The sequence below is a fragment of the Streptomyces sp. Wb2n-11 genome (genome assembly GCF_001049855.1).
GTDB classification, from domain to species: domain Bacteria; phylum Actinomycetota; class Actinomycetes; order Streptomycetales; family Streptomycetaceae; genus Streptomyces; species Streptomyces altiplanensis.
The window spans coordinates 40,002-56,430 of the sequence record NZ_CVPB01000001.1 but is presented as its reverse complement, the minus strand read 5'-3'; the positions used below and the strand labels follow the sequence as shown (position 1 = coordinate 56,430).

The window sequence follows — 16,429 nt, the reverse complement described above, 5'->3', positions numbered from 1 at the left end:
CGCGAGAGTGATGGAGCAGACGATGAACGCCCCTACCGAGAACGCACCCGCCGCCGGCGTCGTGGAAGCACTCCGCGCCGCGATGAAGGAGTCCGAGCGACTGCGGCGACAGAACAGAATGTTCGTCGCCGCGGCCCGGGAACCCATCGCCATCGTGGGAATGAGCTGCCGGTTCCCCGGTGAGGTCTACTCCCCGGAGGACCTCTGGGAGCTCGTCGCCTCCGGCACCGACGCCATCTCCGGTTTCCCCACCGACCGTGGATGGGACCTGGACGCCCTGCGCGACAGCACCACCGACGAGCGCGACACCTCCGTCAGCCAGCAGGGCGGATTCCTCAGCTGCGTACCCGACTTCGACCCGGGCTTCTTCGGCATCTCGCCCCGCGAGGCCGTCACCATGGACCCCCAGCAGCGGCTGCTGCTGGAGACCACCTGGGAGGCCATCGAGCGGTCCGGTATGGATGCCACCCGGCTGCGCGGCACCCGTACCGGCGCCTTCATCGGCACCAACGGGCAGGACTACGCCTACCTCCTGGTCAGGTCGCTGGACGACGCGACCGGCGACGTCGGCACCGGCATCGCCGCCAGCGCCGTCTCCGGCCGCCTGTCGTACGCGCTCGGCCTCGAGGGCCCGGCCATCACCGTCGACACCGCGTGCTCGTCCTCCCTCGTCGCGCTCCACCTGGCCGTGCAGTCGCTGCGCAACGGCGAATGCGGACTGGCGCTCGCCGGTGGCGTCAACGTGATGTCCACCCCGGCTCGCTCATCGAGTTCAGCCGGCAGGGCGGTCTCGCCAGGGACGGCCGCTGCAAGGCGTTCTCCGAGTCCGCCGACGGCACCGGCTGGTCCGAGGGCGCGGGCGTCCTGATGCTGGAGCGCCTGTCCGACGCGCAGCGCAACGGACACCCCGTCCTCGCCGTGATCCGGGGCTCCGCGGTCAACCAGGACGGCGCCTCCAACGGCTTCACCGCGCCCAACGGTCCCTCGCAGCAGCGGGTGATCCGCCAGGCGCTCGCCAACGCCAACCTCGGCCCGGCCGACGTGGACGCCGTGGAGGCCCACGGCACCGGTACGCCGCTGGGCGACCCCATCGAGGCGCAGAGCCTGCTCGCGGGCTACGGCCAGGACCGGGAACGCCCGCTGCTGCTCGGTTCCGTGAAGTCCAACATCGGCCACACACAGGCCGCTTCCGGCGTCGCCGGCATCATCAAGATGGTCATGGCGATGCGGCACGGCGTCGTGCCGAAGACCCTGCACGCGGACGAGCCGTCCACGCACGTCGACTGGTCCGCGGGCAAGGTCGAACTGCTCACCGAGGCCCGCGAGTGGCCGGACTCCGGTCGCCCGCGCCGCTCCGGCGTCTCCTCGTTCGGGGTCAGCGGCACCAACGCCCATGTGATCGTCGAGCAGGCGCCCAGCGCCGACGCGCCCCCCGCCAAGGCGACGGAGGAGACCGCTCCCGCGCGCCGCGCGAGCGCGGTGCCGTGGGTCGTCTCGGGCCGGACCGCCGAAGCGCTGCGCGACCAGGCGGCCGCGCTCCTGAGCAGGCTGGAGCGCGAGCCCGGACTGCGCGCGGTGGACACCGCGCTCTCCCTGGCGACGTCCAGGGCGAGCCTGGAGCACCGTTTCGCGGTCGTCGCGGACGAGGACAGCGGCTCAGGGCGCGCGGCACTGGCGGCCTGGCTCAAGAACGGCACGGCTCCCGGCGCGGTGGAGGGCCTGGTCTCGGGACGCACGAAGAGTGCGGTGTTGTTCTCGGGTCAGGGTTCGCAGCGGTTGGGGATGGGCCGGGAGTTGTACGGCCGGTTCCCGGTGTTCGCGGAGGCGCTGGATTCGGTGCTCGCTTTGCTGGACGGTGAGTTGGGCCGTTCGTTGCGTGAGGTGATGTGGGGCGGGGACGTCGACCTGCTGAACGAGACGGGTTTCACTCAGCCGGCGTTGTTCGCCATCGAGGTGGCGTTGTTCCGTCTGGTGGAGTCGTGGGGTGTGTCCCCGGACTTCGTGGCGGGTCATTCGATCGGTGAGATCGCCGCCGCGCATGTGGCGGGGGTGTTCTCGCTGGAGGACGCGGTCCGTCTGGTGGCGGCGCGGGCGCGGTTGATGCAGGCGTTGCCGTCCGGTGGAGCGATGGTCGCGGTGCAGGCGACGGAGGTCGAGGTTCTGCCGCTGCTGGTCGACGGTGTGTCGATCGCGGCGGTCAACGGGCCGTCGTCGGTGGTGGTTTCCGGTGACGAGCAGGCGGTCCTGGAGGTCGCGGTGCGGCTGGCGGAGCTGGGCCGTAAGACGACGCGTCTGCGGGTGTCGCACGCGTTCCATTCGCCGTTGATGGATCCGATGCTGGAGGAGTTCCGGGCGGTCGCGGAGGGCCTGTCGTACGCCGAGCCGGTCATTCCGGTGGTCTCCAACCTGACCGGTGGTGTGGCGTCGGCCGAGGAGCTGTGCTCGGCCGGGTACTGGGTGCGCCACGTCCGTGAGGCCGTGCGCTTCGCCGACGGTGTGCAGACCCTCGCCGACCGGGGCGTGATGACGTTCCTGGAGCTGGGTCCGGACGGGGTGCTCTCCGCCATGGCGCAGGAGTCCGTGTCCGAGGGAGCCGTGACCGTACCGGCACTGCGCAGGGGGCGTGACGAGGAGGTCACGCTCGTCACCGCACTCGCCCAACTGCACGTCCACGGCGTGCGGGTGGAGTGGGCCGCGTTCTTCGCGGGCACCGGCGCCCAGCCGGTGGACCTGCCGACGTACGCCTTCCAGCACGAGCGCTTCTGGCCGAAGATGACCTTCCAGCCGGCCGACGCGACCGGACTCGGACTCACCTCCGCCAACCACCCGCTGCTCGGCGCCGCCATGTCCGTGGCCGGCTCCGACGAGCTTCTGCTGACGGGCACCCTCTCGCTGGCCACCCACCCCTGGCTGGCCGACCACGTCGTCAGTGGGATGGTCTTCTTCCCCGGCACGGGCTTCCTCGAACTCGCCATCAGGGCCGCCGACCAGGCCGGCTGCGACCGCGTCGAAGAACTGATGCTGGCCGCCCCCCTCATCCTGCCGCGCACGGGCGCCGTCCAGGTGCAGATCTCCATCGGAGGCGCGGACGAGGAGGGCCGTCGCGAACTGCGCTTCTACACCCGCCCCGCCGACGCGCGCGACGACGAGTGGACACTGCACGCCTCCGGGCGGATCGGCAACGGCGAGCAGGTGCTCGACTTCGACGGAGCCGTGTGGCCGCCCAAGGGCGCGACCGTGGTGGACATCGAAGGGCTCTACGACCGCTACGCGAGCAACGGACTCGACTACGGCCCGGTCTTCCGCGGTCTGCGCGCGGTCTGGCGCCGGGGTGCGGAGATCTTCGCCGAGGTCGCCCTCGACCGCGCGGTCAGCGACGCCGGAGATTTCGGCGTGCACCCGGCGCTGCTCGACTCCGTCCTGCACAGCACGGTCTTCGCCAGCGCGGACGGCGACGACCGCAGCCTTCTGCCCTTCGCCTGGAACGGGGTGTCCCTGCACGCCTCCGGTGCCTCCACCCTGCGCGTCCGGGTGACCAGCAACGGCCAGGACTCCGTGCAGCTCGCCGCGGTCGACGTACAGGGCGAACCGGTGATCTCCGTGGACTCGCTGGTCCTGCGGGCAGCCGGACCTCAGCCCGCCGACACCGGCCGTCGTGACGAACTGAACTCGCTCTTCCGCGTCGACTGGGTGCCCGGCACTCCGGAGAAGGTGTCCGCGGACACCACCTGGGTGGTGCTCGGCACGGACGAACTGGGTCTGGGCGCCGCCCTCACCTCGACCGGCACCGTCAGCCTCGGCGCCCCGGCGGCCACCCTCGCCGAACTGGCTGCCCGCGAGAACGCGCCGATGCCCGCCATCGTGGTCGCCCCCTCCGGGGCGACAACGCGCGCGGCGCGCAGTCGGCCAACGAACTCGCCCTCCACACCCTGACGTTGGTGCAGGAGTGGCTGGCCGATGAGCGGTTCGCCGGATCACGGCTGGTGTTCGTCACCCGTGGTGCCGTCGAGGACGCCCACGGGGGCGTCACGGACGTGGCCGCCTCCTCGGTGTGGGGCCTGGTGCGCTCCGCGCAGGCGGAGAACCCCGGGCGGTTCCTGCTCGTGGACGCCGACGACGCCGACGAGTCGGCGTCCGTACTCCCCGGCCTGCCCGGCCTGGTGGACGCCGACGAGCCGCAGGCCGTGGTGCGCGAGGGCGCGCTGCGGGTGGGCCGGCTCGCCCGACTGGAGTCCGGCACGGGCCTGGTGCCCCCGGCGGGCGGACCCTGGCGGCTGGACAGCCGTGCCAAGGGCAGCCTGGACGGGCTGACCCTGGCGCCCTTCCCCGAAGTTCTTGAGCCGCTGACCGGTCACCAGGTGCGGATCGAGGTCCGCGCCGCCGGTGTCAACTTCCGCGACGTCCTCAACGCCCTCGGCATGTACCCCGGCGAGGCCGGACTGTTCGGCTCCGAGGCGGCCGGCGTCGTGGTCGAGACCGGACCCGACGTCACCGGACTCAACGTCGGCGACCGGGTCATGGGCATGCTCTTCGGCGGCTTCGGCACCCATGTGGTGGGCGACGAACGCATGATGACCCCCGTCCCCGAGGGGTGGTCGTGGGAGGTTGCGGCGTCGGTGCCGTTGGTGTTCTTGACGGCGTATCACGCGTTGGTGGAGTTGGGTGGGGTGCGGCCGGGGAGAAGGTGCTGATCCATGCCGGTGCGGGTGGTGTGGGTATGGCGGCGGTTCAGGTGGCGCGTCATCTGGGTGCGGAGGTCTTCGCGACGGCGAGTGAGGGCAAGTGGGATGTGCTGCGGTCGTTGGGGGTGGCGGACGATCACATTGCGTCGTCGCGGTCGACGGAGTTCGAGGCGGCGTTCCGGGGTGTCAGTGGTGGGGGTGTGGATGTTGTCCTGAACTCGTTGGCGGGTGAGTTCGTGGATGCGTCGTTGCGTTTGGTGGGTGCGGGTGGGCGTTTCCTGGAGATGGGCAAGACCGATGTGCGGGCGGCGGGGGATGTTCCGGTGGGGGTGGAGTACCGGGCGTTCGACTTGGGCTGGGTGGATCCGGTGGGGATCCAGCGGATGCTGGCTGTGGTGGTGGAGTGGTTCGGGCGCGGGGTTTTGGAGCCGTTGCCGGTGCGGGTGTGGGATGTGCGCCGGGCGCGGGAGGCGTTTCGGTTCATGAGTCTGGCGCGGCATGTGGGCAAGATCGTGTTGTCGATGCCGCGGGTGTGGGATGCGCGGGCACGGTGTTGGTGACGGGTGGTACGGGTGGTCTGGGTGGGGTGCTGGCGCGTCATTTGGTGGCGGAGCGTGGGGTGCGGCATTTGGTGTTGACCAGTCGGCGTGGGGTGGAGGCGCCGGGGCGGTTGAGCTGGCGGATGAGTTGCGGGCGTTGGGTGCGCGGGTTGAGGTGGCGGCGTGTGATGTGGCTGATCGTGAGGCGCTGGCCGGCTTGTTGGCGTCGGTGCCGGTTGAGTTTCCGTTGACGGCGGTGGTGCATACGGCGGGTGTGCTGGATGACGGTGTGATCGGTTCGTTGAGTGCGGAGCGGTTGGCGGGGGTGTTGCGTCCGAAGGTGGACGCTGCGTGGAACCTGCACGAGCTGACCCGGGACCTCGACCTCGCCGCCTTCGTCCTCTACTCGTCCACCGCAGGCGTCATGGGCAGCCCCGGACAGGCCAACTACGCCGCGGGCAACACCTTCCTCGACGCCCTGGCCGCCCACCGCCGCGCCCTGGATCTGCCCGGCCTCTCACTGGCCTGGGGCGCCTGGGAACAGGGCGTGGGCATGACCGCCGCGCTGGACGACCACGACCTGCGCCGCGTCAGCAACGACTCCGGAATGCCGCTGATCGCGGTGGAACGGGGCCTCGCGCTGTTCGACGCCGCGGCCACGAGCGACGAGGCCCTGATCGTCCCGCTGGCCGTCTCCGGCGGTACGATCCCGGCCGCGGCCGGCGTCCCCGCGCTCCTGCGGGGCCTTGTGCGCAGTGGCCGCCGCGCCGCCAAGGGCGGGGCCTCCGCGGTGTCCCGCGCGGGACTCGTCGAGCGGCTCGCCGCGCTGCGCGAGGAGGAGCGGCCCCGGCTGCTCACCGACCTCGTCCGCGCCGAGGCGGCGGTCGTGCTCGCGCACTCCTCGCCCGAGGCCATCGCCGTGGAACGCGAGTTCCGCCAGCTGGGCTTCGACTCGCTGACCGCCGTCGAACTGCGCAACCGGCTGGCCGGCGTCACCGGACTCACCCTGCCCGCCACCCTGATCTTCGACTACCCCACACCGGCGCGGCTCGCCGCGTACCTGCTCGACGAGCTGGCAGGCGACGACACCGCCGCGACGGCCGCCGTACGCGAATCGCGCGCCCCCTCCGACGCCGCCGACGATCCCATCGCGATCGTCGGCATGGGCTGCCGCTTCCCCGGCGGCGTGGAATCGCCCGAAGGGCTCTGGGACCTGGTGCTCTCCGGCGGCGACGCCATCTCCGGCTTCCCCGAGGACCGTGGCTGGCAGGCCGACACCACCATCGGCGCGACCGAGGGCCAGGGCGGATTCCTCCGCGACGTCGCGGACTTCGACGCCGGATTCTTCGGCATCTCCCCGCGCGAGGCCGTCGCCATGGACCCGCAGCAGCGCGTCCTGCTCGAAGTCTCCTGGGAGGCCGCCGAACGCGCCGGCATCGACCCGGCCACCCTGCGCGGCAGCCGGACCGGCGTCTTCGTCGGCGTCAGCGGCCAGGACTACGTCGGCCTCGTCATGCGGGCCAAGGACGACATGGCGGGCCACGCCACCACCGGACTCGCGGTCAGCGTCGTCTCCGGCCGGCTGGCCTACGCGCTGGGCCTGGAGGGCCCGGCCATGTCGGTCGACACCGCGTGCTCGTCGTCCCTCGTCTCCCTGCACCTCGCGGCCCAGGCCCTGCGCAGCGGCGAGTGCTCGCTCGCCCTCGCGGGCGGCGTGACGGTGATGGCCACCTCCGCGAACTTCGCCGGCTTCTCCCGGATGGGCGGCCTGGCCGGCGACGGCCGGTGCAAGGCCTTCTCCGACTCCGCCGACGGCACGGGCTGGTCCGAGGGCGCGGCCGTGCTGGTCCTGGAGCGGCTGTCGGACGCACGGCGCAACGGGCACAAGGTGCTGGCGGTCGTACGCGGCAGCGCCGTCAACCAGGACGGCGCGTCGAACGGCCTGACGGCGCCCAACGGCCCCGCGCAGCAGCGCGTGATCCGTCAGGCGCTCGCCAACGCCGGACTGTCTGCGGCCGACGTCGACGCCGTGGAGGCGCACGGCACCGGAACACCGCTCGGCGACCCGATCGAGGCGCAGGCGCTGCTGGCCACCTACGGCCAGGACCGCGACCAGGAACTGCCGCTGCTGCTGGGCTCCGTGAAATCCAACATCGGCCACACCCAGGCCGCGGCGGGCGCCGCGGGTCTGGTCAAGATGGTGATGGCGCTGCGGCACGGGACGCTCCCGAGGACGCTGCACCTGACCGAGCCCTCGACGCACGTCGACTGGTCGGCGGGCGCCGTGGAGCTGTTGGCCGACAACACCGCGTGGCCGCAGACCGGACGCGCCCGCCGGGCCGGCGTCTCGTCCTTCGGCATCAGCGGAACGAACGCGCACGTCGTCCTGGAACAGGCGGACCCAGAGCCGGACACCGACGCACCGGCGGCCCCCGAAGCCGCCCCTGACGCCGTGCCGTGGCTCGTATCGGCCAAGAGCGAGGCGGCGCTGGACGGACAGATCGGCCGGCTGCGGGACTTCGCGCGGGAGCACTCCCAGCGGTCCGCGGTCGACGTCGGCCACTCGCTGGCGGCCGCCCGCTCCCTCTTCGAGCACCGAGCGGTGCTGCTGGCGACCGGAGAGGGCATCCCGGAGATCGCCCGCGGCCTGGCCACCGAGCAGACGACGGCGGTGCTGTTCTCGGGCCAGGGTTCGCAGCGGCTGGGGATGGGCCGGGAGCTGTACGGCCGCTTCCCGGTGTTCGCCGAGGCGCTGGACTCCGTACTCGACCTGCTGGAAGGCGAGACGGGCCGCCCGCTGGGGGCGGTGATGTGGGGTGACGACGCCGATCTGCTCAACGAGACGGGCTTCACCCAGCCCGCGCTGTTCGCGGTCGAGGTGGCGCTGTTCCGGCTGGTCGAGTCGTGGGGTGTGACCCCGGACTTCGTGGCCGGGCACTCCATCGGTGAGATCGCCGCCGCGCACGTGGCCGGAGTGTTCCCGCTGGAGGACGCCTGCACGCTGGTGGCCGCGCGGGCGCGCCTGATGCAGGCACTGCCGGCCGGCGGCGCGATGGTCTCGGTCCGGGCGACGGAGGACGAGGTTTTGCCGCTGCTGGCCGGCGGGGTGTCCATCGCCGCGGTCAACGGCCCCTCGTCGGTGGTGATCTCCGGCCACGAGGACGAGGTCATGGAGGTCGCGGCGCGACTGGAGGGGGACGGCCGCAAGGCCACCTGGCTGCGGGTCTCGCACGCCTTCCACTCGCCGCTGACGGACCCGATGCTGGAGGAGTTCCGCACGGTCGCGGAGAGCCTGTCGTACACCGAGCCCACCATCCCCGTGGTGTCGAACCTGACCGGGGACGTGGCAGCCGCCGGCGAACTGTGCTCGGCCGCGTACTGGGTACGTCATGTCCGCGAGGCCGTGCGCTTCGCCGACGGCGTCCGCGCACTCGCCGACCGGGGCGTGACCACGTTCCTGGAACTGGGCCCCGACGGCGTGCTCTCCGCGATGACCCGCGAGTCCGTGCCCGCCACCGCCGTGGTGATCCCGGCGCTGCGCAAGGACCGCGGCGAGGAAACCGCACTGGTCACCGCGCTGGCGCAGCTCCACGTCGCGGGCGGCGCCATCGACTGGGCCGGGCTCTTCACAGGCACCGGTGCCCGGCGGACCGACCTGCCGACCTACGCCTTCCAGCGCGAGCGGTTCTGGCCCGAACTCGTCGCGGCGGCCCCCGCCGACGGCACGGACCCGGTCGACGCGGAGTTCTGGGCGGCGGTGGAGCGGGAGGACCTGGAGTCCCTCGCGGCCGGGCTCGACGTGGACGGAGCCTCACTCGGCGCCGTACTGCCCGCCCTGTCGTCGTGGCGCACGCGCCGCAAGGCCCGCTCCGCCGTGGACGCGTGGCGCTACCGGCAGAGCTGGAAGCCGCTGACGGTCGGCGGCGCCGGACCCCTGCCGGGGACCTGGCTGGTCCTGGCCCCCGAGACCGCGATCGCCGACGCGTGGGTGACCTCGCTCATCAGCGCGCTCGGCCCGGCCGCCGTACGCGTGGACGCCGCCGCGACCGGTCTCGTCGAGCGGCTCACCGAGGCCGCCGCGGACGCCCCGGACAGGATCACCGGAGTGGTGTCGCTGCTCGCCCTCGACGAGTCGGCCGGCCCCTCCGGCGTACCGGCGGGCCTGATCGCCACCGCCGCCCTCACCCGGGCACTCGGTGACGCGGGCATCACGGCCCCCCTGTGGGCCGTCACCCGCGGCGCCGTCTCCACCGTCCGCTCCGAGCCGCTCACCGGCCCGGCGCAGGCCGCGGTCTGGGGCCTCGGCCGCGTCGCGGCCCTCGAACAGCCCCAGCGCTGGGGCGGACTGGTCGACCTGCCCGAAGAACTCGACGAGCGGACGGTACGCCGCTTCCTCGCCGTACTGACCGGCCAGGACGGCGAGGACCAGGTCGCGGTCCGCGCCTCGGGCGTGTTCGGCCGCAGGATGGTCGCCGCGCCCACCCCGCGGGGTGGGGGTGCGGACCACGCCGAAGAGCGGTGGCGGCCCTCCGGCACGGTGCTCGTCACCGGTGGCACGGGCGCACTCGGCGCCCATGTCGCGCGGCGGCTGGCGAGCGAGGGCGTACCGCATCTCGTGCTGCTGAGCCGTCGCGGCCCGGACGCGCCCGGCGCCGGGGAACTGCGCGACGAACTGACCGCCCTCGGCGCCCGGGTCACCCTCACCGCCGGTGACGCGGCCGACCGCGGCGACCTGACCGGGGTGCTGGCGGCCGTCCCCGATGACCACCCGCTGACCGGTGTGGTGCACACGGCGGGCGTACTGGACGACGGGGTGCTGGCCGGCCTGACGGACGAGCGGTTCGACACGGTGTTCCGCTCCAAGGTCGCCTCCGCCCTGCTGCTCGACGAACTGACCCGTGATCTCGACCTGTCGGTGTTCGCCCTGTTCTCCTCCGTGGCGGGCTCCGTCGGCAACCCCGGCCAGGCCAACTACGCGGCGGCCAACGCCGTTCTCGACGCCCTGGCCGAGCGGCGTCGCACCCTCGGCCTGCCCGCGACCTCGATCGCCTGGGGCGCCTGGGGCGGCGGCGGCATGGCGGGCCAGGCGGCCCGCCCCGGCCACGCCACCCCCGCGGAGGGCCCCGGCGCGCTCGACCCCGAGCTGGCCGTCTCGGCTCTGCTGCGCGTCGTCGTGGAACCCGAGCCGACCGTCGTCATCGCCGACCTGCAACAACCGCAGCTGCTGAACGCCCTGCTCAGCCTGCGCCCCAGCCCGCTGCTCGCCGACCTGCCCGAGGCGCGCAAGGCGCTGACGGCAGTGCACGAGGCGCGCCGCGAGGGCGCGACGGCCGCTTCCGGGCTGCGCGAGCAGCTGCGCGAGGCCACCGGAGCCAAGCGGGCCGCCGTACTGCTCGACCTCGTCCGCACCCAGGCCGCCGCGGCACTCGGCCACACCGGAGCCGAAGCGATCAAGGGTGACAAGGCCTTCCGCGACCTCGGCTTCGACTCGCTGACCGCCGTCGAACTGAGCAACCGGCTCGCCCGGACGACCGGCCTGGCGCTCCCCGCCGGCCTGGTGTTCGACTACCCGACGGCGCACGCGCTGACCGCCCACCTCGTCGCCGAACTGCTCGGCGACGACAGCGACCCGGCGTCCGCCACGACCGACACCGCCCCCACCGCCGTCACCGACGACCCGGTCGTGGTCGTCGGCATGGCCTGCCGCTTCCCCGGCGGGGTGCAGTCACCCGAGGACCTGTGGCAGCTGCTCACCGAGGGCCGCGACGGGATCGCCGAGTTCCCCACGGACCGCGGCTGGAACCTCGACGTCCTCGCGGGCGCCGGCCAAGGCCGCAGCGCCACACGTGAGGGCGGATTCCTCTACGGGGCCGCCGACTTCGACCCCGGCTTCTTCGACATCTCCCCGCGTGAGGCCCTCGCCATGGACCCCCAGCAACGGCTGCTGCTGGAGACCGCCTGGGAGGCGTTCGAGCGGACCGGGACCGATCCCGCAGCGCTGCGCGGCAGCCGGACGGGAGTGTTCGTCGGCACCAACGGCCAGGACTACGCCAACCTGATCCTCCGGGCGAACGAGGACGTGGAGGGCCACGCCGGGACCGGTCTGGCCGCCAGCGTCATCTCCGGCAGGCTCTCCTACGCCTTCGGATTCGAGGGCCCCGCCGTCACCGTGGACACCGCCTGCTCCTCCTCGCTGGTCGCGCTGCACTGGGCCGCCCAGGCGCTGCGCGCCGACGAGTGCTCCATGGCGCTGGTCGGCGGCGTCACCGTGATGTCGACCGCGACGAGCTTCGCCGGGTTCACCCGGCAGGGCGGACTCGCCCCGGACGGGCGCTGCAAGGCGTTCTCCGACTCGGCCGACGGCACCGGATGGTCGGAGGGCGTCGGTGTGATCGTCGTCGAGCGGATGTCCGACGCCCGGCGCAACGGCCACGAGATCCTGGCCGTCCTGCGGGGCTCCGCCGTCAACCAGGACGGCGCGTCGAACGGACTCACCGCCCCCAACGGCCCCTCCCAGCAGCGGGTGATCCGCCAAGCCCTGGCCGCAGGCGGCCTCACCCCGGCCGACGTGGACGCCGTCGAGGCCCACGGCACCGGCACCACGCTGGGCGACCCCATCGAGGCAGGAGCCCTCCTCGCCACCTACGGGCGCGGCCGGGACGCCGAGCGGCCCCTGCTGCTCGGGTCCGTGAAGTCCAACCTCGGACACACGCAGGCCGCCGCCGGTGTCGCCGGCGTACTGAAGACAGTGCTGGCGCTGCGGCACGGCACACTGCCCCGGACGCTGCACGTCAGTGAGCCCTCGACCCGGGTCGACTGGGCCTCGGGCGCCGTCGAGCTGCTGACCGAGCCGCGCGAGTGGCCGCAGACCGGTCGCGCGCGCCGGGCCGGTGTGTCGTCCTTCGGCATCAGCGGCACCAACGCGCACGTCATCCTGGAGCAGGCCCCGCCCGCCGAACCGGCGGTGGCCCCGCCCGCCGAACCGGCGGTGGCCCCGCCCGCCGAACCGGCGGTGGCCCCGCCCGCCGAACCGGCGGTGGCCCCGCCCGCCGAACCGGCGGTGGCCCCGCCCGCTCCCGAGGCCGAGCCCACGGTCGTCCCCTGGCTCGTGGCGGCCAAGAGCGAAGAGGCGCTCGACGCACAGCTGGAGCGGCTGCGGTCCTTCGTGGCGGCCCGCCCCGAACTGTCCCCGGCCGACATCGGACTGTCGCTGCTCGAGGGCCGGTCGGCCTTCGAGCACCGGGCCGTGCTGCTGGCCCCGGCCACCGGCGCGGACGCGTCCGCGCCGGTCGTGGCCAGGGGAGTGGCCGTGGAACGCCCGACGGCCGTCCTCTTCTCCGGCCAGGGCAGCCAGCGGCTGGGCATGGGCCGCGAACTGTACGCACGCTTCCCGGTGTTCGCCGACGCCCTCGACTCCGCCCTGGCCCACCTGGACGCGGAGTCGGCCCGCCCGCTGCGCGAGGTGATCTGGGGCGACGACGCCAAACTGCTCAACCGCACCGCGTACACCCAGCCCGCCCTGTTCGCGGTCGAGGTGGCGCTGTTCCGGCTGGTCGAGTCGTGGGGTGTGACCCCGGACTTCGTGGCCGGACACTCCATCGGTGAGATCGCCGCCGCGCACGTGGCCGGGATGTTCTCGCTGGAGGACGCGGCCCGCCTGGTCGCCGCCCGCGCCCGGCTGATGGACGCGCTGCCCGAGGGCGGCGCCATGGTCGCCGTCGAGGCGACCGAGGACGAGGTCGCGCCGCTGCTCTGCGACCGGGTCGCGATCGCCGCCGTCAATGGCCCCACGGCCGTGGTGATCTCCGGCGACGAGGACCGGGTGCTGAAGGCCGCCGAGCGACTGACGGCCCAGGGACGCAGGACGAGCCGACTCCCGGTGAGCCACGCGTTCCACTCGCCCCTGATGGACCCGATGCTGGCGGAGTTCCGGGCGGTCGCCGAGACGCTCACCTACCACCCGCCGCGCATCGCGCTCGTGTCGAACCTGACCGGCGCGCCGGTCACGGACGGCCGACTGGGCACCGCCGACTACTGGGTACGGCACGTCCGCGAGGCGGTCCGCTTCGCGGACGGCGTCCGTGCCCTCACCGGCGAGGGCGTCGGCACCTTCCTGGAGCTGGGCCCCGACGGAGTGCTGTCCGCTCTGGTCCGCGCCTGCGCTCCCGACGAGAGCGTGGCGGTGCCCGTCCTGCGCAAGGACAGGCCCGAGGAGGCGACCGCCCTCACCGCACTGGCCCAGCTCCACACCCACGGCGTCGCCGCCGACTGGGCCGGGGTCTTCTCCGGCACCGGCGCACGGCGGACCGAACTGCCGACCTACGCGTTCCAGCGCGAGCGCTACTGGCCCAGGGCGTCGGTGGCCGCGCGGGGTGACGCCTCCGGCCTCGGCCTGGTGTCCGCCGGACACCCGCTGCTGGGCGCCGCGACGACGGTGGCCGGCTCCGACGACGTGGTCCTCACCGGCCGGCTGTCGCTCCCGGCGCTGCCCTGGCTGGCGGCCCACCGGATCGCGGAAGGCCACGTGCCGCTGCCCGCGGCGGCCCTCGCCGAACTGGCCGTACGCGCCGGTGACGAGGCCGGCTGCGCGCTGGTCGAGGAACTGACCGTGCACAGCGGGCTGTTCGTACCGGACGAGGGTGCGGTGCACCTCCAGGTGCGGGTGGGCGCCGCCGACGAGACGGGCCGCCGTCCCCTGGACGTGCACGCCCGCCCCGAGTCCGCCGAGGCCCTGCCCTGGACCCGCCACGCCACCGGAGTGCTGAGCGCCGGTGACCCGGCGGGGACGCCCGGCACGCCGTTCGACACCACCGTCTGGCCGCCCGCGGGCGCCGAAGCCGTCCCGTTCAGCCACGACGACGCCGACGAGCGGACCGGGACCGGGGCCGCCTGGCGGCTGGACGGCGCGGTGTACGCGGAGGTCTCGCTCACCGAGCAGGCAAGCGGCGACGGGACGTTCACGATGCACCCGACGCTGCTGGACACCGCTGTCCGCGCGGCCGCACTGCTGGACGCCGACGCACGGGCCGGGGGAGTCGAAGCCGTCGCCTGGCACGGACTGACCCTGCACGCGGGCGCCGCCACGGCGCTGCGGGTCCGGCTGACCGCCACCGGCGAGGACACCGTGTCACTGACGGCCGTCGACGTGCAGGGCGCACCGGTGCTCTCCGCACGCCTGACCGTCCGCCCGGTCGCCGCCGCACCGACGGCCGCACCGGTCACGGAGCCCGCCCCGCTGCTCGGCGTCGTGTGGGAGGCACCGGCCGCACGGCCGGCGCCCGCCTCCCCGGCCGCCCTGCGCTGGGCGGTCGTCGGCGCGGACCCGGCGGGCCTGACGGCCGCGCTGGACCCGGTGGACGGGGCGTCCGCCGCACGCGCCGGATCACTGGCCGCGCTGCTGGAGGCCGAAGGGCCGTTCCCCGAGGTCGTACTGGCCCCCCTCACCGGGGACCAGAGCGACGCCGGGAGCGTCCCGGACGCGCTGCGGACCACGACCGTCGCCGCCCTCGACCTGCTGCGCGCCTGGTCCGCCGACCCCCGGACCGACGCGGCGCGGCTGGTGTTCGTCACCCGGGGCGCGGTCGCCGTCGGCACCGAGCACCTGCGGGACCTGACCGCCGCCCCCGTGTGGGGACTCGTGCGCTCCGCCCAGCTGGAGGAGCCCGACAGCTTTTTCCTGCTCGACCTCGACGACCCCGACGCGCTCACCGCGGCCCTCACCGCCCTGCCGGGCCTGCTGGACGCCGGCGAGTCCCAGGCCGCGGTGCGCGACGGCGTCGTACGGGTGGCCCGCCTGTCCCGGCTGCCCGGCGGCGGCGCCGCCCCGGCCTCGGACGGGATCGGCTCCTGGGACCGCGACGGCACCGTACTGATCACCGGCGGCACCGGCGGCCTCGGCAGCGCGCTCGCCAGGCACCTGGTGACCGCGCACGGCATCAAGCACCTGCTGCTGGCCGGCCGGCGCGGCCCCGACGCACCCGGCGCGCGGGAACTGAGGGCCGAACTGACCGGCCTGGGCGCCGAGGTGACCGTCGCGGCCTGCGACGTCGGCGACCGTACGGAGCTCTACGCACTGCTGTCCGGCCTGCCGGCCGAACACCCGCTCACCGCGGTGGTGCACACCGCCGGCGTGCTGGGCGACGCCACGATCGGCTCGCTCACCCCCGACCTGGTGGACCGGATCCTGCGCCCCAAGGCGGACGCGGCCTGGTGGCTGCACGAGGCGACACTGAGCCTCGGCCACGAGCCGGCCGCGTTCGTCCTGTACTCCTCGGTCGCCGGGGTCACCGGGGGACCGGGCCAGGGCAACTACGCCGCCGCCAACGCGTTCCTGGACGCGCTGGCCGCGCACCGCGCCGCGCTCGGCCTGCCCGCCGCCTCACTGGCCTGGGGCCCCTGGGCGCAGGACAGCGGCATGACCAGCACGCTGAGCGAAACCGACCTGCGGCGGATGTCCCGTTCGGAGCACGCCGCGCTCTCGGCCGAGCAGGGCCTCGCCCTGTTCGACGCGGCCATGGCACGCGACGAGGCACTGGTCGTCCCGGTGCGGATGGCCGCCGGAGCGGCGCGGCCGGCCCAGGTCCCCGCGATCCTGCGCGGACTGATGACCACGGGCCGCCGCACGTCCGCGCCCCACGTCCGCGCCACCTCCCTGGCCGATCGTCTGAACGCACTGGACGAGCAGGACCGGGAGACGGCGCTGGTCGAGCTGGTACGGGCCGACACCGCCGCCGTGCTGGGACACCCCTCCCCGGACGCCGTCCCTGCCGACCGGGACTTCAGCCGGCTGGGCTTCGACTCGCTGATGGCGGTGGAGCTGCGCACCAGGCTGGCCGCGTCCACCGGCGTACGGCTCCCCTCCACCCTCGTGTTCGACCACCCCACGCCGCTCGCCGTCGCCCGGCACCTCGCCTCGGCCCTGTTCGGCGCGGACACCCCCGGCGAGGACGCCTCGCCGCTGACCGCGCTCGGCCGGCTGGAGGCGGCGCTCACCGAGGGCGAGATCGACGAGGTCACCAGGACCGGAGTCGCCGGGAGGCTGCGCCGCCTGCTCGCGAGGTGGGACGAGTCCGCCCCCGAGACCGGCGGGGCCGTCGTCACCGAACGGATCGAGGCCGCCAGCGCCGACGAGATCCTCGCCTTCATCGACAACGAACTCGGCCGGTCAACGGACTCCTGACAGGGGCCCACTCCCCGCGCATGCCAACA

At 74.0% G+C, this 16,429-nt stretch carries 2 protein-coding genes and 3 pseudogenes; all 5 read left to right on the top strand.

All coding sequences use genetic code 11. The annotated features are described in order from the left end of the window. Positions 1 to 7: 7 nt before the first annotated feature. Positions 8 to 4,229: pseudogene (locus tag BN1555_RS38710) on the top strand (type I polyketide synthase); the annotation flags it as partial. Continuing rightward, positions 4,209 to 4,691 (top strand): alcohol dehydrogenase catalytic domain-containing protein, encoded by a 483-nt coding sequence (locus BN1555_RS41420; RefSeq protein ID WP_369689020.1) that lies wholly within the window; start codon positions 4,209 to 4,211, stop codon positions 4,689 to 4,691. The pseudogene BN1555_RS38710 and the gene BN1555_RS41420, both read left to right, overlap by 21 nt. A 26-nt stretch (positions 4,692 to 4,717) precedes the next feature. Next, positions 4,718 to 5,140: pseudogene (locus BN1555_RS38700) on the top strand (zinc-binding dehydrogenase); the annotation flags it as partial. 86 nt (positions 5,141 to 5,226) lie between these two features. Further along, a pseudogene (locus BN1555_RS00065) lies at positions 5,227 to 13,568 on the top strand (type I polyketide synthase); the annotation flags it as partial. Positions 13,569 to 13,580: 12 nt separating this feature from the next. Continuing rightward, a complete protein-coding gene (locus BN1555_RS41415; RefSeq protein ID WP_369689019.1) occupies positions 13,581 to 16,400 on the top strand; it encodes a type I polyketide synthase in 2,820 nt (939 codons plus the stop codon). Positions 16,401 to 16,429: the final 29 nt, after the last annotated feature.